The organism is Burkholderia sp. BE12, assembly GCF_002959955.1.
In the GTDB taxonomy this organism is placed as follows: Bacteria; Pseudomonadota; Gammaproteobacteria; order Burkholderiales; family Burkholderiaceae; genus Burkholderia.
In genome coordinates, this window is sequence record NZ_PREY01000024.1 from 38,454 (window position 1) to 58,944 (window position 20,491).

Sequence of the window (20,491 nt, forward strand, 5' to 3'; positions counted from 1 at the left end):
GGACCGATTCCTTGCGGTTAGCATCGGGTCAGGCCATACGGCCGCCATCAAATCAGTGCGCCATGGTCATTTCTCACTGGAACCAATGTTCACGTGCTTTCATGATCAACGCCTTAGCGGCATCCTCTTCCATTCCGGTCATGTCGACCAGTTCATCTACAGCCAGTTCGGCGAGATCGTCGCGCGTCTGCACGGCGTGTTCGGCCAGCTTCGCGAGCAACTCCGGCGTGATGCCGTCGAGGCTCTTGAGATCCAGCGCTGCGTTCTCTACCTTTTCTTCGTTCGCGATGGCCATCGTCAACAGCGCGTCGCGTGCGCGGTTGCGCAGTTCGTGCACGGTGTCCTCGTCGAACGCTTCGATTTCGAGCATTTCGTTGAGCGGCACGTACGCGATCTCTTCGAGGCTCGTGAAGCCTTCGTCGATCAGGATGTCGGCAACTTCTTCGTCGACGTCGAGACGCGCCATGAACAGTGCACGCAGCCGGTCGCGCTCTTCGCCCTGCTTCAGGGCGGATTCGTCCGGCGTCATGATGTTGATCTGCCAGCCGGTCAGTTCGCCGGCAAGGCGAACGTTCTGACCGCTGCGGCCGATCGCGACAGCCAGTTCGTTCTCGTCGACGACGACGTCCATCGAATGCTTTTCTTCATCGACGACGATCGACTGGACGGCTGCCGGCGCGAGCGCGCCGATCACGAACTGGGCGGGATCCTCCGACCATAGCACGATGTCGATGTTTTCGCCACCGAGCTCGTTGCGCACGGCCTGCACTCGGGAGCCGCGGATGCCGACGCAGGTGCCGATCGGATCGATCCGCTTGTCGTATGCGATGACGCCGATCTTCGCGCGCACGCCCGGGTCACGGGCAGCCGCCTTGATCTCGAGCAGGCCCTGCTCGATTTCCGGCACTTCCATCTCGAACAGCTTCATCAGGAATTCGGGCGCCGTGCGCGACAGCTCGATCTGCGGGCCGCGCGCGGTGCGGTCGACCTTCGCGATGTACGCGCGCACGCGGTCGCCCACGCGCAGGTTTTCCTTCGGGATCAGCTGATCGCGGCGCAGCAGCGCCTCGACGCGGCCCGATTCGACGATGAAGTTGCCCTTGTCGAGGCGCTTCACCGTACCCGTCATGATCTTTTCGCCACGCTCGAGGTAGTCGTTCAGGATCTGCTCGCGCTCCGCGTCGCGCACCTTCTGCAGGATCACCTGCTTCGCGGCCTGCGCGCCGATGCGACCGAACTCGATCGACGGAACGGGTTCCTCGACATACTCGCCGACTTCGACGTCGGGCTTCTGCTCACGTGCTTCGAACAGCAGGATCTCGCGATCCGGCTCCTGCAAGCCTGCCTCGTCGGGAACGACGAGCCAGCGACGGAAGGTTTCGTGCTCGCCGCTTTCGCGATCGATATGGACGCGGATTTCGGCGCCTTCGTCGAACAGCTTCTTGGAAGCGGACGCGAGCGCAGCCTCGAGGGCGCCCAGCACCACATCCTTGTCGACGTTTTTCTCGCGCGCCAGCGCATCCACCAGCATCAACACTTCGCGACTCATTATTTGCGGCTCCTAAAGTCAACTTGCGGAATCAGGCGGGCTTTGTCGATATCGGCCAGCGTGAAATCCAGCATGGCTGCCTCGCCCTTCTTCCCCTCAAATTCCAAACCGATCGTTTCGCCATTCGGCGCGTGCAGAATGCCCCGGTACGTCTTGCGCCCGTCCAGCGGCTTTTTCAAGGTCACGGAAACTTCGCTGCCGGCGAAGCGCTCGAAGTCGGCCAGCTTCTTCAACGGGCGGTCGAGCCCCGGGGACGAGACTTCGAGCCGTTCGTAATCGATGTTTTCGACCGTCAAGACGTGCTGGAGCTGACGCGTGACCTTTTCGCAATCTTCGAGCGAGATGCCGGCAGGCTGATCGATATAGATGCAAAGCATGCCGCGCCCGGTGCGCTCGAGATCCACCAGCTCGTAGCCGAGCCCGGTGACCGTGGTTTCTATCAGTTCCGTCAGTTGCACTGTGTCCTCTCAGGTGTTCGCGCCCGCCGCTCGCGATTACACCCGCGGGCGCGCGCCTTAGCCGGCGCAGGAAGCGCTACCCGAGATGCCTAACCGTTTCAGCAAAAAAAAATGGGCGGAACGCCCATCTTCTTACTGGTGGTCGCACCTGAGCCGCACATTGAATCCGTACGCCCAGCGACTCCGCGATTATAGCGTTTTTTGGCGCAAACGCCAAGCCAGCCGGTAAAAGCAGCGCGTCGGCTGCCTTTACGGACCGAAAATGCGAAATCGGGCTGCCCTATCGACCGATACCACCCTACCGAACCGGTGATCGTCGTTGTCGCGGCACGCGACATGGATGCAGCCGAAATCCATCAATGCAACGCGTCGTGTCGACAAAACCGCCGGACGTCAGCCAGACCGACGAGCCGGCGGCTTTGCGCCGCCGTACGCCAACCAACAGGCGCTTAGCGGCTACGCGTACGACTGCGCTGCGGACGCTGACCGCCGCGCGGGCCGCCGCTGTTGCCGGCGCCGTCGGGACGATTGCCGTTCGGATTGCGGTTGCCGCCGCCCTTGCTGCCGCCGCGCTTGCCAGCCGCGCCATCGCGCTTGGGGCCGGCGCCATACGACGCGCGATTGCCGTCGACTTCGCGACCGCCGCCGGTGCGATTGCCATCACGGCCGCCACCCGCGCGGTTACCATCACGGCCACCGCCCGGACGGTTACCGTAACCGGACGGCGCGACCGGCAGGCTGCCGTAGCCGCTCAAGCCCGGCAGGCCCGGCCCGCCGCGTCGGCCACCGCCGCGGCGCGGCTGATCGAGTTGCCCGTGCGTCGTCAGCACCGGCTCGCGGCTGATGAAGCCCATCGACGTCTGCATCGGATCGGGCTGGCGACGCTCGGTCGGAGCGGCACCGCCACGCTTGCCCTTCTCTTCGGACGGCGCCTTCAGGCCGACGGTCGCCATCAGCTTGCGCACCTGCGCGTCGTCGAGCTCTTCCCAGCGACCACGCTTCAGGCCGCGCGGCAGCGGAATCGGGCCGTGACGCGTACGGATCAGCCGGCTGACCATCAGGCCGACCGCCTCGAACATCCGGCGCACTTCGCGGTTGCGGCCTTCGGCCAGCGCGACGTGATACCAGTGGTTCGTGCCTTCGCCGCCGCCATCGCGGATGCGCAGGAAATTCGCCGGACCGTCGTCAAGCTCGACGCCGTGCAGCAGCTTCTGCCGCATGCCTTCGGCCAGCTCGCCGACGACGCGCACCGCGTACTCGCGCTCGACGCTGTAACGCGGATGCATGAAGCGGTTCGCGAGGTCACCGGAGGTCGTCAGCATCAGCAGACCTTCGGTATTGAAGTCGAGACGGCCCACCGCGAGCCATTTCGCCGTCTTCATCGGCGGCAGACGGTCGAACACCGACGGACGGCCTTCCGGATCCGCGTGGCTGACGATTTCGCCCGTCGGCTTGTGATACAGCAGCACGCGCGGCGGCTTGTTCGGCAGCTTGCGCTTGACCGGCTTGCCGTTGATCCGCACCTGGTCGGTCGGCATGATCCGCTGGCCGATGTGCGCGGGCTCGCCGTTCACCGACACGCGGCCGGCGACGATCAGTTCTTCCATTTCGCGGCGCGAACCCATGCCCGCTTCCGCCAGCACCTTGTGGAGCTTCGGCGCGTCGTCGTCCGGCGACAGCACGCGCTTGTTCGCAGGCTGCTGCTGGCCGCGGCCGCGGCGCAGCATCGGCGCACGCACGCCGCTACCGCCCGCGGAGTTGTCCGCGTCGAAGGCGGGCGACGTCACGTACGCGAACAGTTCGTCCTCGGATGCATCGCCTTCCACGGCTTTCGCCGGGCCGCCTTCGGCCTTCGATGCACCGCGACGGCCCTGGCCGCCCTGACCGCCCTTGGCCGCGCCTTCGCGCTTGCCGGCCGGCTTGCGAGCACCCTTGGCCGCACCTTCCTTGCGCGGCGCACGCGCGGGCTGCGCGTCGGCAGCCTCGACCGGCGGCGCATCCGCGCCCTCGGCACCGGGCTGCTCGCCTTCGGCGCCCTTCGACTTGGCCGCCGCGCGACGCCGCGCGATCAGGCTGCGCGGACCGCGCCGCAGACCGCGGCGGGGACGCTCGTCGCCACCCGCGGCCGAAGCATCCTGCTCCGGCGCATCGTCGGCACGCGCTGCCTGCACGGCAGGCGCGGACGATTCAATATCGTGGATATCTGTCAAAACAACCTCAAAATGTCAGGTCTCGCGCCCGGCGCGGGCGCGGCAAGAAGTTGGCCGCGATCAGGCGCGACGCTGTTTGGGTTCTGCTTCGTCGTCCGGCAGCGCGTCGGCGCCGATGGGCGCACTGGCGCTTCGTACGGCATCCGCGAGACTGTCGGACGTGTCGTCCAGCGTCTCGTCGTCCGCGGAACGGGAACGAGAGGCGTCGGCCCGATCGGCCTCGCCGGGCATGTCGCCGGCCGCTTCCGCTCCGTCTCCGGCAGCCGCTTCGGCGGCCGGCTTGCGATCTTCCTCGCTCCAATCCGCACGCTGCGGCTCGGGCTGCACACCGGTCGGCACTGCTTCGGCGCCAACCTGTTCCGTATGTTCCGTTTGGCCGCGATCAGCATCGAGCGTATCGCGACTCGGAATTTCCTGCGTCGACGCGACGTCGGCCGGCACCTCGGCCGACCGGCCACCGGGCGCTTCATCCGCGAGCGCCTGCGGCACGTCGGCCGCTGCATCGTCGGCCACCGGCACGTCACCGTCGAAATCCATCGCCTGCTGCGCGAGCAGCGCGGCCTCGATGTTCGCTGCCGGCTCTTCGAGCGCCGGCAGGTCGTCGAGCGCCTTCAAGCCGAGATCGTCGAGAAACTGCTTGGTCGTCGCATACAGCGCCGGACGCCCCGGCACGTCGCGATGACCGATCACCTCGATCCAGCCGCGATCCTCGAGTTGCTTGACCACCTGCGTATTGACCGTGACGCCGCGAATCTCTTCGATGTCGCCGCGCGTGACGGGCTGTCGGTACGCAATGATCGCGAGCGTTTCGAGCACCGCGCGCGAATATTTCGGCGGCTTCTCGGGATGCAGGCGATCCAGATAATGACGCATCGCCGGCTTGCTCTGAAAGCGCCATCCGGTCGCCAGCGCCACCAGTTCGACGCCGCGGCCGGACCAATCCTGTTTCAGATCTTCGAGCAACGTGCGGACCGTGTCAGCCGACACGCCGTCGGCAAAGAGCTTGCGCAAATCGCCGAGCTTCAGCGGTTCCTGCGCACAGATCAAAGCAGTCTCGAGGACGATCTTCGCCTCTTGGGTATTCATGCAGCTAGGCCAGACCCTGTGGTCAAACGAACCGGATCAACAAACAGACGAAAGGAACGGAAGACGCGCTCGCCCGATTCTGATCGGTCATATTGATGGGAGCACGAACCGGGGGCGGCGAACCAACTTCAGGCCAGGCCCAAACCGGACGGAACAGCACGGCTCAACGACGGAACCGCGTGACTGAACGCCATATTACGCAAAATTGCCCTGTGCGTAAAGATGAGCGGAACAGGCCGCCGTACGGAGCGGCCGCCCGCTCCGTCCCCGCTTCAGCCGGTGGCCGCGCCGTGCTCGAGGAACCGGCGTAGCCGCTCGACGCCCGCGTCGAGCCGCACCGGATCGCACGCATAACACCAGCGCACGAACCCTTCCCCCTCCGGGCCGAACGCGCGCCCGGGCGCAAGGCCGAGCCCCGCGTCGCGCACCAGCGTCTTGCAGAACGCCAGGCTGTCGGCCGCGCCCGGCAGTCGCAGGAACAGGTACATCGCGCCCGGCGGGGGCGGCACGTCGACGCCCGGCAGCGTCCGCAGCGCGGCGACCAGGTGATCGCGCGCGTCGCGCAGCGCCGTGACGAACGACCGCACGAACGGCTCGCCGTCGCGCAACGCGACCTCGGCCGCGGCCTGAACGAAGCCCGGCGCACACGACGTGTTGTATTCGACGAGCTTCGACAGGTCACCCATCACCGATGCCGGCGCAATCAGCCATCCGAGCCTCCAGCCCGTCATCGCCCATGCCTTCGAGAAGGAATTCACGACCACGACGCGCTCGTCGCGGGACGCGATATCGAGAAACGACGGCGCGCCGCCCTCGTCGAATGCAAGCCGCTCGTACACCTCGTCGGCGACCAGCCAGATGCCGTGACGACGGCAATGAGCGAGCACGGCCCGCTGATCGTCGCGCGACATCGTCCAGCCGGTCGGGTTGTTCGGCGAATTGATCAGCAGCATCCGCGTATCGGGCGTCAGCGCCGCGAGCAACCGGCCGACATCGAGCTGCCAGCCCGCGTCGCCGTAGCCGAGCGGCACGCATTCGACCTGCGCGCCGAGAATCTTCGGAATCTCGACGAGATTCGGCCACAGCGGCGTGACCGCGACGACACGCTCACCGGGCCCGACCAGCAACTGGGCAGCCAGCATCAGCGCACTCACGCCTGAACTCGTCACGGCTACCGTGTCGGCCGCCGTCGCGCCATGACGTGCGCCGACATAGGCCGCGATCGCGTCGCGCAGCGGCGCCGTGCCGAGATTGTGCGTGTAGAAGGTCGCGCCGTCGCGCAGCGCCGCCGCCGCGGCGTCGCGGATGAAGTCCGGCGTCACGCGATCGGATTCGCCGAACCAGAACGGCAGCATGTCCGGGATGCCGAAGCCGGCATTGGCGACCTCGCGGATCAGCGACGGACGCAGCGCGTGCACCGCGGCGCGCGCCGCCGGCTCGTCGTTCGCCGGGAAAAGACCTGCGGAATGCGTCATCGAGAACCACCGCCCAGGAACACGATCCGCGTAGTGTACCGGCCGGCAAGCCGGACCGGCACGTCAGTCGAGATCCTCGGCCCTCGCCGGCATCTGCCGCACGAGCTCCCAGATCGCCTGTGCGGCGGGCGACAACGATCGGTCGCGGCGGCGCACCAGTTCGACGGTGCGTTCGGTGCGCGGCGTGAGCGGCCGGGCGACGAGCGTCGAGCCGGCGGGCAGCGGCAGCGACAGCCACGGCTGCACGCTCACGCCGACACCGGCCTCGACCAGCCCGAACACCGTCGCCGAATGCCCGAGCTCCTGCATGACCGTCGCGTTGACGCGATGCGTGGCCAATGCCGCATCGATCAGCGGCCGGCTGCCCGACGCATGATCGAGCAGCACGAGGCGCTCGCCGTCCAGCGCCGTCCACGGCACCTCGGCCCGCGCCGCGAGCGGATGGTCGGCGCGCGCGACGAGGCAGAACGAATCGGTCATCAGCGGCTCGCAGACGAGATCGGCGACCGCCAGCGGCCCGATCACGACACCGAAGTCGACTTCGCTCGATTTCACCTTGCGCAGCACGTCGCTCTGCACGTCGTCGCGCAGGCCGAGCGTCACGAACGGGAACTGGCGCTCGCACGACGCCACCACGCGCGGCATCAGCCTGCATGCGATCGTCGGGCTTGCCGCGACGATCACGCGCCCGCGGCGCTGCTCGCCGATCTCGCGAATCTCGCGCAGCGTGTCGTCGAGATCGTCGAGCAAGCGCGACACGCTCGCGATCAGGTTCGCGCCGACGTCGGTCAGCTGCACGTCGCGCGTCGTGCGGTCGATCAGCTTCAGCCCGAGTTCGGCCTCGAGTTCCCGCACGCAACGGCTGACCGCGGACTGCGTGAGTCCGATCTCGTCACCCGCCCGACTGAAGCTCTTGAGCCGCGCGACTTCGATGAATACGCGAAGCTGGCGCAGCGTGACGTTCATGTCCCAACCTCATCAATCGTCCATATCGATGCGTGATTTTAATGTGCGAAATCGGCGTCGGCGAGCGAATCCGGCACCCGTCGCACATGTTTCGCTGCGGTGCAATACGTTCGCAAACGCACGTGACGTGGGCGAATTGCACAAGATTGGTGATTGTCCCGATTTGCGCACGGGTTATTTTGGCGTCTTATACGCCCCTAGCTGACTTAGCCGTTAGCTCGCTGCCAAGCGGCTCTCGAGGGATTCGCCTCCGACATGGCACGCTTCGTGCATTACCTGGCGCACAGGGTGCAGGTTTCGTCGGACGGAAGAGCAGAAACGCCGCTGCCGGCCAACCGGACGCCCCCACCCGGCACTCGACGATCGAGTGCTTGAAGAGTGCGCGGCGCAGGGCAGCGCACCGGAGTTAGCTTCGCTGAGGTGAGGACATGATGCTGTTCGACGATTTGAGAGATAACGAGTGGGCGCTGGTCGAGGGTCTGTTTTGCTCGGAGCCCGCACGGAGTGAGCGGCGCGGCCGTCCCCGCGTGGAAGCCCGATCGGTGGTCAACGCCGTGCTGTGGGTGCTGTCGACGGGTGAAGGCTGGTCGAAACTGCCGGGCCGCTATCCGTCCCCGCCGACCTGCCGCCGTCGCTTCGACGAATGGCAGGCGGACGGTACGCTCGCCGAAATCGTGAAGCGACTCGGCACGAGCGGCCGGCAGATCTCGCTGCGCGGACGCATCGGCGCCAGCGCGGCGAAGCCGCCCGCCCCGCCGAGCCGCGACCGGCTGCGCGGCGCATTCTGGACCAATCCGGAATCCTGGCGCGCGCCCGTCAAGATGGCGTAACGAATGCTCGATCGGGCGGCTTCGGCCGCCCGGTTTCTTTTCCGCGACGCGATCTTTTCGCGACGCATGCCTTGCCGTCGATTGTCGTTGTCGTGCCGCGAAACAACTATTTACCAATATTTACAGCACGCCTGCACTCCCGCGCTTACCTTAGCGAAATATCAACAGGCCGCACTGACGGCTTGAAGGGAGTCCCGCCATGAAAACAATGTCACTGCTCGTTGCATGCGGCATTGTCGTTTCCGTGGCGCTGAGCACCCCCGTCCATGCCGATGATCGCGCGAAGCCGCCCCATCGTCAGCAGGATCACCGGAACACCTTTCGACAGCCTCCGTCCGCGAACCCGTCCAGCCGGCAAACCGTGCCGCGCGGCGACCTGCGCGGCGACATCGCCAGCAACGCGCGGGCGCGAATCGGCTCACAGCCGCCTGGCGTGCCGCGCCATCCGTAACCCTGCCGATTTCGAGATTCCGCCAAAGAAAATGCCCGCATCCGGGAACTGCGCCGCAAGCGACGAGTCACATCGTTGCCATGAGCACAGCGTGGCAGCAGCAAAAGTATCCGGTACGCCCGTATCCTCGCGATACGGGCTTTTTTTTGCATCGCCGGCCTGCGCGGCGATGCACGAGACGGGAGGGAGAACCGCTACAGGCGGCTTTCGAGAATCGCCACGGCACTCGCTTCGCTCAATGCGTAGTCGTCCATGCGGCGATCGGTCCAGGAAAGTAATTTCTCGTCGCGCTCGAGGCGCGCGAATTCGGCTCGGCCGCTGTCGGTCAGTATGGCGATGTCGACCGGTGCGTGAAAGCCCGGTGCGGGAGCAACGGTTTTTTGCCTGACCGTGTCCATCAGCCCGAGCGAACGGAGATACTCGAACACGCCCGGGCGGCGTGCCCACGGTACCTGGCGGTACTGCACTCGTCTCAATGCGTCGAGCACCGCTTCGTTGGAATACGTGGCCATCTCGATTCTTTCTTAAAGTGCAGCGACAATGCGAAGCGGCGAGCCGGGCGGGGTCTCCGCCCACCGAAACCGCCACCGATTCTGGAGGCCGACGTTGTTCGGCGTCGCGTCAGGGCCGTATCGTCAGCCGTCCATAAAAAGACACCATACCCCAATCAAATTGATTCTGTTCGATTCATTTGTACTTCTCTTCATCGGTTTCATGCTCTGCCGCAACCAGCGTCGAACCATTTCCATCGCCGCCGCCGCGCTGTTCTGGCTGCTGGCGACGGGCTGGCTCGCGGCGCCGCTGATCGCCTGGACCGAAGCCGGCGTCACGCCGGTCGAGCACCCCGACATGCGCGGGCGAACCACGCTGATCCTCATCGGCGCCGGCACGCGCCGTACCGACACGGGATTGCAGCCGCCGCCCGACGGCGTCGCGCGCATCCACAAGATTGCGGCGCTCTATCGCACCTGCCGGCAGCAGGCCGAACGCTGCACCGTGCTGATGTCGGGCGGCGACCCGCAGCATCACGGCGACACCGAGGCGGCCGTCTACGGGCGCCAGCTCGTCGCGCAAGGCGTGGCGCCGGCCGACCTCGTGCTCGAACCGAACAGCCGCACCACCTACGAAAACGCGAAATTCACTGCGTCTATACTACGCTCACAGTATGACGACACGCGCGTTCTCGTCACGTCGTCGTATCAGATGCGCCGGGCGCTGCTCGATTTCCGCCGTTTCGGCATCGATCCGCAGCCCGTTTACGCGAATCTCCGACGCGCGCAGACGGGCTGGCTGCCGCGCTGGCGCAATCTGGCCAACGCCGAGCAGGCGCTGCACGAGCTGGTCGGCATCGCGCAATTTCACGTGTATCGTTGGCTCGGCTGGTTTTGACGACCCCGCGAAAATCGCAGCACCGCGCTGGATGGCACACGCGTGACGAAGTGCGCGAAGTGTTGCGCGACTTCAACGGGGCCTTGCGTCGTGCGGCGATCCGGTGCACATTGATCCGTCACTTTTGTTACACTCGACACGCACTCGATTGCAGTCGCCAGACAAAACGGCACACTCGGGTTCATCACCACTTAGCGGAGGTAAAGCAATGAAGAAGACGTCCCTGGCTATCCTGGTAGCGATGTCGGCGCTGACTGGCGCAGCGTATGCGCAAGAGAGCACGCAGATCCAGACCATCACCGATCCGGCCAAGATCGCCGAGATCGAGCAGCGTGCACAAGCGCTGCAACAGCAGCAAGCGGCCGAAGCGGCTCAGCCGGCGGCGCAGGAAGAGCATCACCACGGCAAGAAGGCTGCGCATCACAAGGCAGCAGCGAAGAAGGCCGGCAAGAAGGCGAAGGCTGCAGACGCTGCCAGCCAGTAAGTTCGGCGGCACCGCACCAGCGACAAGCCGAATCCGGGCAACCGGGTTCGGCTTTTTTGGTTGCGGCGCCCGCGCGCTGTGCTAAAGTCGCGCACCGAAATTTTCCACCCGTGCGCACCCCGGTGCGGAGGACAGCATGAGCAACATTCAACTCGACATCGAGTGGACCGAAGCCGCCACTCGCCAGATCAAGCAACTGATGCCCCGCGGCTCGGCCGACGCGTTTCTCGCGCTGCCGCCGATCGAGTGCCTGCCGATGGAGGGCGACGTGCTGTTCCTCGGCCCGCAAGGCAAGCAGCAACCGTTCATCGTTGCCGAGCGCCAGTATCACCATGACGGCGACGCCGACTGGACGATCATCCTGATCCTCGACGTACCCAGCACGTCGCACTGACGCGCCGCCGCGACCGGACACGTCCGGTCGCCCCACCCGGCTCGACTCAGACGAGCTTCGACAGCACGCGGATTTCGGAACGTTCGATCCAGTCCGCGGCCGCTTCGCGATAAGCGAGAATATGCGTGGAACGCGCATGAGCGGCCAGCGCCTCCTCGCTCTCCCAACGCTCGACGAATACGAACCGCGCGGGCTCCTTCAGATCCCGGTGCAGGTCGTACTGCAATGCGCCTGCTTCATTGCGGGTCGGCCCCACGATTCCTTCGAGCACGGCGCGCAGTTTTTCCTCGGCGCCCGGCTTCGCCACGATCAGCGCCACGACTGCAATTTCGGCCATTCCCGCTCCCTTCATTCGAAAAAGATCGAGAATACGCGAATCCCGCGCCGCGCATCGGCTACGCCGGGCCGGCATGACGACGGCACAAAAAAAAATAGCCCGCGCTTCAGAGAAGCGCGGGCGAAACCGTCGCCCTACGAGGATAGGCGACGGGGCCATCGGGATCCGCACGCTGGCGCGGATCGTCATCTGTTGCGCCGACGCGTGTCGCGTCGACATGTGAAAGCGTCGATACCGTTGTTCGGGCGCTCGCGGCGCATTCCCCGGACTCTGACGCCGTCCTCCCTGTTCTAACGATTCCAACCTATAAAGCAGGTTGCGTGCCAGGCATCACGCAACCGACATTCCATTGATTTATAAGGACAATTTTTTAGATCGGCGACAATGTGACACTTGGTTTGTCGCCGTAACGCCCTGATGTTACGTAACGTCACGCGGCGGGGCCGAACCACTCGAACACCCGCACGCGCCGGCGAGCGGCCATGAAAAAAGCCCGCCGGATGGCGGGCTTTTCAAGGGGGCGGGAAACGCCGGGATCAGCGGAGCTGATTCACGAGCAACCCCATGATCTGACGAGCCGGCGACGACGTATCGATCGCACCCGCATCGTCGACGACCGCGACGCGCGTCTGATCGGCCGTGAGCGCCTTCACGTTGACGCGATACTGCTTCGCCTGCTTTTCCTTCTTGCCGTGGAACAGCTGGCTCCAGAAACCCTGCTCGGCCGAACTCAGATCCTTCGGATCGACGTAGCGCACGAAATACAGGCCCTTCGAGCGATCGCGATCGTCGACCGTGAAGTTCGCGCGATCGAGCGCGAGACCGACGTGCAGCCACGACCGGTCGTACGGTTCGCCCAGCGTGACTTCGGACGGCACGGCCGCTTCAGCCGCATCATTGCCTTGCGCCGACGTGCGCGAGACGTTCTGCGCGGCGATTGCCGCCGCGGCCTTCGACGACGCGTCGGCATCGGCCTTCTTGTCCGTCGGTACCGCGTTGTCCTTGATGTTCGCGATCGGAGGTTCGCCGTTCTTCGCGCGTTGGTCGTTCTGCGCCAGCACGGCCATCAGCCGCTTCAGGTATTCCGTCTCGAGCGCCGGGTCGTTCGGCTTCGGTTCCCACTTGCTCGAATCGTTGTTCGCGCCGGTGATCGCCTCGCGCATCCCCTTCTGGCTGATGAACACGTAGGTGCCGCCGTTCGGCGCCGAATCGAGACGCGTACGGTACTTGTTGCGCTCGGCCGTCACGTACGAATTGCCCATCGCCTTCGAGATCACGCTGCGGATCAGGCCGTCGTTGATCTGGGGATGGGTTTCGTTCCAGTCGGTTTCCATCACGCCCTTGTCGCGCTGGTCGACGACGAGCAGGAAGCCCTGCTCCTGCCAGAAACGGCGAACCTGCGGCCAGATCGCGGCCGGCTGCTTGCCGTCGATCACGAGCCAGCTTTCGGTGCCGTCGCGCTGGATATGCATGCCGGTCACGGCCGGCGCGACGGTGTCCAGCGCGGGCGCGGCCTGCTGGACCTGCTTGAGCGCGGACAGGGAAGTCGCGCCGCCCTGGGGCGGCAGCGAACGCTGATCGGCCGTCTCGTCGAGCATGTTGGGCGGCACTGCGAGCGACGCTTCTTTCGATTTCGAATCGCTCTTGTAGTCCACTTTCGTGGGCGACGACGTACCGCAACCGGCGACGAGCGCGCCGGTGGCGAGCACTGCAGCGAACCGCATGGTAAGACGAAGATCAGTCATGTTCGGGGAATCCTCTTCCGCTAAATCACGGCGCTTTCCGTGGATCAACCTTGCATTTTACCGGGGCCGCGCTGCGATGTGCAAAAAAGCGACGGCCAAGAAAAAACCCGCGTCAGCTCAAGCTGACGCGGGTTCTTGTCTGGTCGGGGCGAGAGGATTTGAACCTCCGACCACCTGCACCCCATGCAGGTACGCTACCAGGCTGCGCTACGCCCCGAAAGAAAAAAATTATAACAGACAGTTTCCCGATTTAGAACGGGCTGCATGCATTTTGTGAATGTTCTCGTGAAATTTTTTGGCGCGATGGCGCCGATGCAAGCAATCCGCGACACCCGTCCTACCTCTGCGTTACCGCTTGCGCGCGACGCAGATGACCGTCAGGCCGGCGACGCGATTGAAGCGGAACATCGGCAACTCGATGCGGCAGACCGTCTTGAGCAAGCCGTTGACGAACGGATGATGACGACGCAATTGCGACACAGGCTCGCGCGGATGCGAACGCACCCGCTCACCCAGCCGCAATGCGGCCGCGAGCGGAAACGTGAGGCCGAAATAATAGGCACCGTGCTCGACGTCGAGCCCCGCACGCCGGGCCACCTCCTCGAGACCGCCCAGCGTATACCTGCGCTTGTGCTCGAGGAAATCGTCGTGGCCGCTCCACAGGAACTGGAACGCGGGAACGGTGATCAGGAAGCGGCTGCCTGGAGGCGCGCCCTTCACATACTGCGTCAGCAGCCCGACATCGTCGTCGACATGTTCGAGCACGTCCATCAGCAACACGAGATCGGCATCGAATCGATCGACGGAGCGCCGAAAGTGGATGGGCTTGCCGGCCGCCTCGCCGTCGCTGTCGTCGGCGTAGCTCGTATCGACACACCACGCTTCCGTCGCCTGCGTGCGCTCGAGCAGATGCTTCGAGAAAAAGCCGGAACCCGCACCGACGTCCAGTATCCGGTTCGCGCCCGACGCACCCAGGAACCGGCGAATCGCGCTCGCCTTCGACGCGTAGTACCAGTGATCGCCCACCCCCGCACCCAGTACGTCGACTTCCTTCAGGTCCATGGCGCTTCCCCGTGATGGCTGCCGTGTCGTGATATCGAACCCGCCATTGATGCCGATCTTACCTCGCCCCCATCGTCGATCGTATCCGTCGATGCCCGGGGGCCGCACCGCCTGGGCATCGGGTGAAACCCGCGCCGGCCAAGGCCTGCAGCGGGTTTTCACGGCCGCTTCAAAAGACGCCGACCGTCCGCCCGAACAAACCAAACGACCGTTTGATCCAGCCGTCCATCCACCGCGAATCCATTGTCTGGCCGCCCGCCGGCGCGCCGTGCCCGGGCGCCCGTTGTTTGGTAACGCCGCTCTAGCGCGCTATGACACACTGCACGGCATCGACGCTCGCGCCGTGCAGTGGCGCGCGCCGCCGTCGATCAAGACAAGACATGGAGACAGACGATGCGGAATGCGGTCCGGCGCGGCCATCGCTCGCCTTTGGCAATTTTCGACTGGTTTTCCGGCCTGCGACGCCCGGCCGCCCGGGAGGCCCACCTGACATCCCGTGCGTTCGGCTGCGGCGCGCTGGCGCTCGCGCTGCTCTGCGCCGGCTGCGCGGAATCGGCCGCGCAACGCGACAGCAACCCGTCCATCGCGTCGACGAAAATCGAGCGCACCAAGGCCGAGCTGCTCGCGCGCGAGCAGCAGATCGCACGTACCGTGCCGTCGCTCGCATCGATCAGCCTCACGCAACCGCGCCCGTTCACGCTGCGCGACTCGGGCCAGAACGGCGCGATGACATTCCTGCGCGACGTCGATTTCCGCATCGTCAACAACCTCGGCTTCTTCATCCATCAGTTGTCGGCCACGCTTGTACCGACGCAAGCCGGCGCGCCGATCGTATTCGACGATCCGACGAGCTTCGAAATCGACGTGCACGAAGGCACGGTCACGCTCGACAACGCGAAGCTGACCGCCCTCTTCAACACCTACATCTTCGGCTATCGCAACGCGCCGCTGCGCAAGCTCGCGGTGTCGGCCGGCGACGGCGTGATCCATCTGCAAGGCGAGATGCAGCGCGACGGCTGGGTACCGTTCTCGCTGACCGGCACGCTCGCGATCCGCGACGGCAGCCAGCTCGTGTTCCATCCGACCGGCGTGCGCGTGTCGGGCATCAACGCGCAGCCGGTGATGCGCGCGGCCAACGTGAAAATGGCCGACCTGCTGAAGGTGCAGACGCCGATCGCGCAACTCGCCGGCGACGATCTCGTGATGGCGGTCGACAAGCTGATGCCGCCGCCGCGCCTGAAGCTCACGATCACCGCCGTGCGCGTGACGCCGGCGGGCCTCGACCTTAAGCTCGACGACGGCACGCATGCCGGCTTTGCGATGCCCGCGAATGCGCCTCAGCAGGCGATGTTCATCCGCGGCGGCGACGTGAAATTCATGCGTTCGATGCCGATGAACGCGGACATCCTGATCGGCCCGATCGACCCGTCGAAGCGCGACCAGACGTTCGTGTTCGACCTGTATCACTATCGAGACCAGGTGTCGGCCGGCTACTTCAACTTCGACGAAAGCGGCGCGATGGCGATTCGGATGCCTTCGTATACGGGGCCGGCCAGCGGCACGCTGCTCGGCAACGCCGCGGCGCGCCTGAACGACAGCTTCCTCACAGCGCAGCAGAATACGCTGCGCGACGTGCGGCAGCACTGGGAAGCATACGCCCTCGCGGCGGACGCGATGCGGCCCGGCATGCAGAAGGTCGCGATGCGGCGCACGTCGACGACGCCGTTCAACGAACGGCATGTGTCGAACCGCAACCCGACGATCCATCTGCGCAACGTCGACTTCAACCTGTCCGGCGATATCGGCTTTCATGTCGAGGATCTCGACGTGGAACTGGTGTCGAAGCGTCCGGGCGAACCCGTCGATCTCGACGACCCCAACCAGTACGACATCCGCATTCTCGGCGGCACGGTCGTCGAGTCGTGGAAGGCGATGTCGGCGCTCTTCAACAACTACCTGCTCGACTATTCGCCCCGTTCGCTGAACGACCTGCAATTGAGCGCGGACGGCCAGGACCTGCGCGTCCAGGGCGGCATCAAGCTGTGGAATCACGTACCGGGCGTCTGGCTGCCGACCGACATGAAGGGCTCGCTGACGGTGCTCGACGACCGCCACCTCGCATTCAAGCCGTCGCAGGTGTCGGTGCTCGGCATCCCGCAGGCGACGCTGCTGCGCTCGCTCGGCATCGAGCTCGCGTCGCTGACGCCGTTGCAGCGGCGCGGCGCGGAACTGCGCGGCGACACGCTCGTGCTCGACCAGTACACGGTGTTCCCGCCGCCCGTGCTGAACGGCAAGCTCGGCCAGGCGACGGTCGAGCGCGACGGATTGCGCCTCACGTTCCGGCGCGCAGCGGGTGCGCCCGCGCCGAAGCGGCCGCAGATCGACGCGCCGAGCTACATGTGGATGGAAGGCGGCGACATGAAGATGTTCAACGTGCTCGAACTGAACGTGCGCGCGCTGATCCGGAATTCGGCCGAGGCCGGCCCGATGCGATTCGACCTGTACGGGTACCGCAGCCAGGTCGCGCAGGGCTCGGTGCGGATGTTGCCGGACGGCACGCTGGTCGTCGACATGGGGCAGAAGAATCCGCTCGCGTCGCGCTGATCCGCTTGCGACACACGCATGAAAAAAGCCCGGTGGCATGTGGCCAACCGGGCTTTTCGATGCATCCTGCGCGCCGTGCGCTCAATCGTGTTTCAGTCCGTCGATCACGTCCAGCAACGCCTGCCGCAACGCGATGACGTCAACCGTTGCGCCCGGCTTGCCCACCTCGCTCGCGTCGGCGGCCCGCGCATCGGATTTGACCGGCTCGCCCGCAGCCCGGCTGCCGGGCGAATCGAGCCGGTTGCGCGCGCCGTTGATCGTGAAGCCCTGCTCGTACAGCAACTCGCGAATCCGCCGGATCAGCAGCACTTCGTGATGCTGGTAATACCGCCGGTTGCCGCGCCGCTTCACCGGCCGCAGCTGAGTGAATTCCTGTTCCCAGTAACGCAGCACATGCGGCTTGACCCCGCACAGCTCGCTGACTTCGCCGATCGTGAAGTAGCGCTTCGCGGGAATCGGAGGCAAGACGACTTTCTCAACCGTAGTGGTCATCGTCGGTTAACCGTCGGTAAGGGGTGCGCGGCGGCCGCGCGGGGCGTGGGCGCGCGGTATTACTCCGCGCCGTTTTCGACCAGCGCCTTCAGCTTCTGGCTCGCGTGGAAGGTTACCACCCGGCGGGCCGCGATCGGAATCGCCTCGCCCGTCTTCGGATTGCGGCCCGGACGCTGCGGCTTGTCGCGCAGCTGGAAGTTGCCGAACCCCGACAGCTTGACGCTTTCGCCGTTTTCGAGCGCGTCGCGGATCACTTCGAAAAACGCCTCGACCATGTCCTTCGCTTCACGCTTGTTCAGCCCGACGCTGTCGAACAGCAGCTCCGCCAGTTCCGCCTTCGTCAGCGTCGGCGTCTCGGTGGACGCCGGCGCCGAAGCGTCGCGGTTCATCGCGCTGCGTTGCGCCGTCAGGAGGGCTTCGAATTCACTCGAGGTCATGTCGTTCATATCTGCCATACAGCGCGTTGAATCAAAACTTACGATGGAAAAAAGCCGCCCGCGAACGGGCCGGCCCTCTCCTTAGCCGCGCAGACGCGCACCGGCACGAGCCATCCGCTCGACCAGCGTCTGGATCGCCTGATCGACGACCTCGTCCTGCAGCGTGCCAGCCGCGTCCTGCAGCGTCACGCGGAAGGCAAGGCTCTTCTCGTTCGCAGCAAGACCGCCGGAAGTATTTGATTTTGCACGAAATTCGTCGAAGAGTACAACCTTCTGAACGAATCGGCAGGCCTCTTCGGCAAGCGCCTTCCTCATTTCGTCGAAAAGTGCCTGAACCTCGACCGCCTGATCGACGACAACGGCGATATCGCGACGGACCGGCGGGAATTTCGACACGTCGGTCGGCGCGGGCAGCGCACGTGCGATCAGCGCGTCCGCGTCGATCTCGAACATCACCGGCGCGTGCGGCAGCTCGTACTTCTGCATCAGGCGCGGATGCAGCTCGCCGATCCAGCCCACCGCGCGGCCATCGACCTCGATGCGTGCGCTGCGGCCCGGATGAAGGGCCGGATGCTCGGCCTTCACGAAGCGTGCAGCGGCCGGCGCGAGCAGCGCTTCGAGATCGCCCTTCACGTCGAAGAAATCGACCGCGCGGGTCGCCACGCCCCACTGCTCGTCGACTGCCGGACCGTACGCCAGCGCGCCGACACGCTTCGGCTGCGCGTGACCTTCGACCGCCAGCTCGCCGGCCTTCACCGACGGATCGGCGACGAACACGCGACCCGACTCGAACACGCGCACGCGATCGGCGCGGCGGTTCAGGTTGTGACGCAGCACCGCGATCAGGCTGCCGAACAGCGTCGTGCGCATCACCGAAAGCTGGCTCGCGATCGGGTTCAGCAGCCGGATCGGGTTGTCGTTGCCCGCGAAATCGCGCTCCCACTCCGCATCGACGAAGCTGAAGTTGACGGTTTCCGCGTAGTCGCGCGCGGCCAGCGCGTGACGGATATCGTGGATCGAACGCCGCGTCTCGTTGGTCGCGCGCATTTCGCTCGTCGCGACCGGCGGCCGCGCCGGGATCTTCTCGAAGCCGTAGATGCGCGCCACTTCCTCGATCAGGTCTTCCTCGATCTCGATGTCGAAGCGGTGCGACGGCGGCGTGACGAGGAACGCGTCGTCTTCACGCTCGAACGGCAGGCCGAGGCGCGTGAAGATGTCCGCGATCTCGTCGGCGTCGATCTTCACGCCGATGATGCGGTTCGCGCGCGACACGCGCATCTTCACCGGCGCGCGCTGCGGCAGGTTCACCGCCTGATCGTCGACCGGGCCGGCCTTGCCGCCGCAGATCTCGAGGATCAGTTGCGTGATGCGCTCGACGTGCTCGACGGTCGTCGCGTAATCGACACCGCGCTCGAAGCGATGGGCCGCATCGGTCGAGAAGTTGTACTTGCGCGCGCGGCCGCGGATGCTGTCCGGCCACCAGAACGCGGCTTCCAGGTAGATGTTGGTCGTATCGAGCGTGACGGCCGTGCTGTCTCCGCCCATGATGCCGGCCAGGCTTTCTACGTGACGGTCGTCCGCAATCACGCCGACCGTTTCGTCGAGTTCGACCGTGTTGCCGTTGAGCAGCTTCAGCGATTCGCCGCGCTTGCCCCAGCGCACTTCGATGCCGCCGTGAATCTTGTCGAGATCGAACACGTGCGACGGGCGGCCGAGTTCGAACATCACGTAGTTCGAGATGTCGACGAGCGCGGACACGCTGCGCTGGCCCGAACGCTCGAGGCGCTCGACCATCCACTGCGGCGTCTTCGCATGCGCGTTCACGCCGCGAATCACGCGACCCGAGAAGCGGCCGCACAGATCGGGCGCGGCAATGCGCACCGGCAGCGTTTCGTCGAGCTCGACGTTCACCGGGCGGATGTCGACCGGCGTCAGCGGCGCACCGGTGATCGCGGCCGTCTCGCGGGCGATACCGAACACCGACAGGCAGTCGGCCTTGTTCGGCGTCAGCTTGATTTCGAAGATCGTGTCGTCGAGATTGAGGGTTTCGCGAATGTCCTGGCCGACCGGCGTGTCTTCCGGCAGGATCAGCAGCCCGCTGTGATCCTCGGACAGCTTCAGCTCGCGTGCCGAGCACAGCATCCCCTGGCTCTCCACGCCGCGCAGCTTCGACAGCTTGATCGCGAACGGCTTGCCGCCCTCTTCCGCCGGCGGCAGTTCCGCACCGACCAGCGCGACCGGCACCTTGATGCCGGGCGCCACGTTCGGTGCGCCGCAGACGATGTTCAGCGTCGCGCCGGTGCCGGCGTCGACCTGGCAGACATTGAGCTTGTCCGCATCCGGATGCTTGACGACTTCGAGCACGCGGCCGACGACGATCTTCGACGTCGGCGGCGCAGCCTTGCTCAGCGATTCGACTTCGAGCCCCGCCATCGTCAGCGCGTGCGACAGTGCGTCGGTCGTCAGCTGCGGGTCGACAAAGGTTCTCAACCAGGATTCAGGGAATTGCATGGATGTCTACG

Annotated in this window: 18 protein-coding genes, 1 tRNA gene and 1 pseudogene; 6 read left to right on the forward strand and 14 right to left on the reverse strand. The window is 65.4% G+C overall.

Annotated features, from left to right (window positions below):
• Positions 1 to 73: 73 nt before the first annotated feature.
• The 6 genes from nusA to C4B30_RS24480 form a co-directional block, all read right to left on the reverse strand.
• Entirely contained in the window at positions 74 to 1,549 is a 1,476-nt protein-coding gene (gene nusA / locus C4B30_RS24455; protein WP_006495348.1) for a transcription termination factor NusA, read from the reverse strand.
• A complete protein-coding gene (gene rimP, locus C4B30_RS24460) occupies positions 1,549 to 2,007 on the reverse strand; it encodes a ribosome maturation factor RimP (RefSeq protein WP_011351796.1) in 459 nt (152 codons plus the stop codon). The genes nusA and rimP overlap by 1 nt, the downstream gene beginning before the upstream one ends.
• A gap of 449 nt (positions 2,008 to 2,456) precedes the next feature.
• Positions 2,457 to 4,217, reverse strand: a complete 1,761-nt coding sequence (gene rluB, locus C4B30_RS24465) for a 23S rRNA pseudouridine(2605) synthase RluB (protein WP_027784270.1) — start codon at positions 4,215 to 4,217, stop codon at positions 2,457 to 2,459.
• A 60-nt stretch (positions 4,218 to 4,277) separates the two neighbouring features.
• Positions 4,278 to 5,303: an SMC-Scp complex subunit ScpB gene (gene scpB, locus C4B30_RS24470; RefSeq protein ID WP_027784269.1), complete on the reverse strand. Its 1,026-nt coding sequence runs from the start codon at positions 5,301 to 5,303 to the stop codon at positions 4,278 to 4,280.
• Between the two features lie 272 nt (positions 5,304 to 5,575).
• Complete coding sequence (locus C4B30_RS24475) at positions 5,576 to 6,778, reverse strand: pyridoxal phosphate-dependent aminotransferase (RefSeq protein WP_027784268.1); 1,203 nt, start codon at positions 6,776 to 6,778, stop codon at positions 5,576 to 5,578.
• A 63-nt stretch (positions 6,779 to 6,841) separates the two neighbouring features.
• A complete protein-coding gene (locus tag C4B30_RS24480) occupies positions 6,842 to 7,744 on the reverse strand; it encodes a LysR family transcriptional regulator (RefSeq protein WP_027784267.1) in 903 nt (300 codons plus the stop codon).
• A gap of 431 nt (positions 7,745 to 8,175) precedes the next feature.
• Here C4B30_RS24480 and C4B30_RS24485 point away from each other — a divergent pair.
• Positions 8,176 to 8,571, forward strand: a pseudogene (locus tag C4B30_RS24485) (transposase); the annotation flags it as partial.
• A 202-nt stretch (positions 8,572 to 8,773) separates the two neighbouring features.
• A complete protein-coding gene (locus C4B30_RS24490) occupies positions 8,774 to 9,025 on the forward strand; it encodes a hypothetical protein (RefSeq protein WP_027784266.1) in 252 nt (83 codons plus the stop codon).
• 194 nt (positions 9,026 to 9,219) lie between these two features.
• Here the strand turns inward: C4B30_RS24490 and C4B30_RS24495 are convergent, their stop codons facing one another.
• Positions 9,220 to 9,537, reverse strand: coding sequence for a hypothetical protein (locus C4B30_RS24495; protein ID WP_027784265.1), 318 nt, complete (start codon positions 9,535 to 9,537; stop codon positions 9,220 to 9,222).
• 160 nt (positions 9,538 to 9,697) lie between these two features.
• On the opposite strand from C4B30_RS24495, the gene C4B30_RS24500 reads away from it, so the two are divergent.
• From C4B30_RS24500 to C4B30_RS24510, 3 genes are all read left to right on the forward strand, one after another.
• Positions 9,698 to 10,414: a YdcF family protein gene (locus C4B30_RS24500; protein WP_027784264.1), complete on the forward strand. Its 717-nt coding sequence runs from the start codon at positions 9,698 to 9,700 to the stop codon at positions 10,412 to 10,414.
• Between the two features lie 208 nt (positions 10,415 to 10,622).
• Positions 10,623 to 10,898 carry a hypothetical protein gene (locus tag C4B30_RS24505; RefSeq protein ID WP_006486101.1) on the forward strand — a complete coding sequence of 92 codons (276 nt, stop codon included), beginning with the start codon at positions 10,623 to 10,625 and terminating at the stop codon, positions 10,896 to 10,898.
• Positions 10,899 to 11,034: 136 nt separating this feature from the next.
• Positions 11,035 to 11,292, forward strand: a complete 258-nt coding sequence (locus C4B30_RS24510) for a hypothetical protein (protein ID WP_011351788.1) — start codon at positions 11,035 to 11,037, stop codon at positions 11,290 to 11,292.
• A gap of 46 nt (positions 11,293 to 11,338) precedes the next feature.
• Here C4B30_RS24510 and C4B30_RS24515 read toward each other — a convergent pair whose 3' ends face one another.
• From C4B30_RS24515 to C4B30_RS24530, 4 genes are all read right to left on the reverse strand, one after another.
• The gene (locus tag C4B30_RS24515; RefSeq protein ID WP_027784263.1) at positions 11,339 to 11,629 is read right to left on the reverse strand and encodes a putative quinol monooxygenase; all 291 of its coding nucleotides are present in this window, start codon (positions 11,627 to 11,629) and stop codon (positions 11,339 to 11,341) included.
• Between the two features lie 536 nt (positions 11,630 to 12,165).
• Positions 12,166 to 13,374, reverse strand: coding sequence for an outer membrane protein assembly factor BamC (gene bamC, locus C4B30_RS24520; RefSeq protein ID WP_027784262.1), 1,209 nt, complete (start codon positions 13,372 to 13,374; stop codon positions 12,166 to 12,168).
• 140 nt (positions 13,375 to 13,514) lie between these two features.
• Positions 13,515 to 13,591, reverse strand: a tRNA-Pro gene (locus tag C4B30_RS24525).
• Between the two features lie 131 nt (positions 13,592 to 13,722).
• Positions 13,723 to 14,436, reverse strand: coding sequence for a class I SAM-dependent methyltransferase (locus C4B30_RS24530; RefSeq protein WP_027784261.1), 714 nt, complete (start codon positions 14,434 to 14,436; stop codon positions 13,723 to 13,725).
• A 393-nt stretch (positions 14,437 to 14,829) separates the two neighbouring features.
• Between C4B30_RS24530 and C4B30_RS24540 the strand changes: the two genes are divergently transcribed.
• Entirely contained in the window at positions 14,830 to 17,040 is a 2,211-nt protein-coding gene (locus tag C4B30_RS24540) for a hypothetical protein (protein WP_027784260.1), read from the forward strand.
• Positions 17,041 to 17,121: 81 nt separating this feature from the next.
• Here C4B30_RS24540 and C4B30_RS24545 read toward each other — a convergent pair whose 3' ends face one another.
• From C4B30_RS24545 to pheT, 3 genes are all read right to left on the reverse strand, one after another.
• Positions 17,122 to 17,532 carry a MerR family transcriptional regulator gene (locus C4B30_RS24545; protein WP_027784259.1) on the reverse strand — a complete coding sequence of 137 codons (411 nt, stop codon included), beginning with the start codon at positions 17,530 to 17,532 and terminating at the stop codon, positions 17,122 to 17,124.
• Between the two features lie 59 nt (positions 17,533 to 17,591).
• Positions 17,592 to 17,978: an integration host factor subunit alpha gene (locus tag C4B30_RS24550; RefSeq protein WP_006486093.1), complete on the reverse strand. Its 387-nt coding sequence runs from the start codon at positions 17,976 to 17,978 to the stop codon at positions 17,592 to 17,594.
• 72 nt (positions 17,979 to 18,050) lie between these two features.
• Positions 18,051 to 20,480, reverse strand: coding sequence for a phenylalanine--tRNA ligase subunit beta (gene pheT / locus C4B30_RS24555; RefSeq protein ID WP_027784258.1), 2,430 nt, complete (start codon positions 20,478 to 20,480; stop codon positions 18,051 to 18,053).
• Positions 20,481 to 20,491: the final 11 nt, after the last annotated feature.

Excerpts from the sequence above, each read along its gene's own strand:
- nusA (WP_006495348.1), bottom strand. The coding sequence starts at position 1,549 with ATGAGTCGCGAAGTGTTGATGCTGGTGGATGCGCTGGCGCGCGAGAAA.
- scpB (WP_027784269.1), bottom strand. The coding sequence starts at position 5,303 with ATGAATACCCAAGAGGCGAAGATCGTCCTCGAGACTGCTTTGATCTGT.
- C4B30_RS24475 (WP_027784268.1), bottom strand. The coding sequence starts at position 6,778 with ATGACGCATTCCGCAGGTCTTTTCCCGGCGAACGACGAGCCGGCGGCG.
- C4B30_RS24480 (WP_027784267.1), bottom strand. The coding sequence starts at position 7,744 with ATGAACGTCACGCTGCGCCAGCTTCGCGTATTCATCGAAGTCGCGCGG.
- C4B30_RS24490 (WP_027784266.1), top strand. The coding sequence starts at position 8,774 with ATGAAAACAATGTCACTGCTCGTTGCATGCGGCATTGTCGTTTCCGTG.
- C4B30_RS24495 (WP_027784265.1), bottom strand. The coding sequence starts at position 9,537 with ATGGCCACGTATTCCAACGAAGCGGTGCTCGACGCATTGAGACGAGTG.
- C4B30_RS24505 (WP_006486101.1), top strand. The coding sequence starts at position 10,623 with ATGAAGAAGACGTCCCTGGCTATCCTGGTAGCGATGTCGGCGCTGACT.
- C4B30_RS24510 (WP_011351788.1), top strand. The coding sequence starts at position 11,035 with ATGAGCAACATTCAACTCGACATCGAGTGGACCGAAGCCGCCACTCGC.
- C4B30_RS24515 (WP_027784263.1), bottom strand. The coding sequence starts at position 11,629 with ATGGCCGAAATTGCAGTCGTGGCGCTGATCGTGGCGAAGCCGGGCGCC.
- bamC (WP_027784262.1), bottom strand. The coding sequence starts at position 13,374 with ATGACTGATCTTCGTCTTACCATGCGGTTCGCTGCAGTGCTCGCCACC.
- C4B30_RS24530 (WP_027784261.1), bottom strand. The coding sequence starts at position 14,436 with ATGGACCTGAAGGAAGTCGACGTACTGGGTGCGGGGGTGGGCGATCAC.
- C4B30_RS24540 (WP_027784260.1), top strand. The coding sequence starts at position 14,830 with ATGCGGAATGCGGTCCGGCGCGGCCATCGCTCGCCTTTGGCAATTTTC.
- C4B30_RS24545 (WP_027784259.1), bottom strand. The coding sequence starts at position 17,532 with ATGACCACTACGGTTGAGAAAGTCGTCTTGCCTCCGATTCCCGCGAAG.
- C4B30_RS24550 (WP_006486093.1), bottom strand. The coding sequence starts at position 17,978 with ATGAACGACATGACCTCGAGTGAATTCGAAGCCCTCCTGACGGCGCAA.
- pheT (WP_027784258.1), bottom strand. The coding sequence starts at position 20,480 with ATGCAATTCCCTGAATCCTGGTTGAGAACCTTTGTCGACCCGCAGCTG.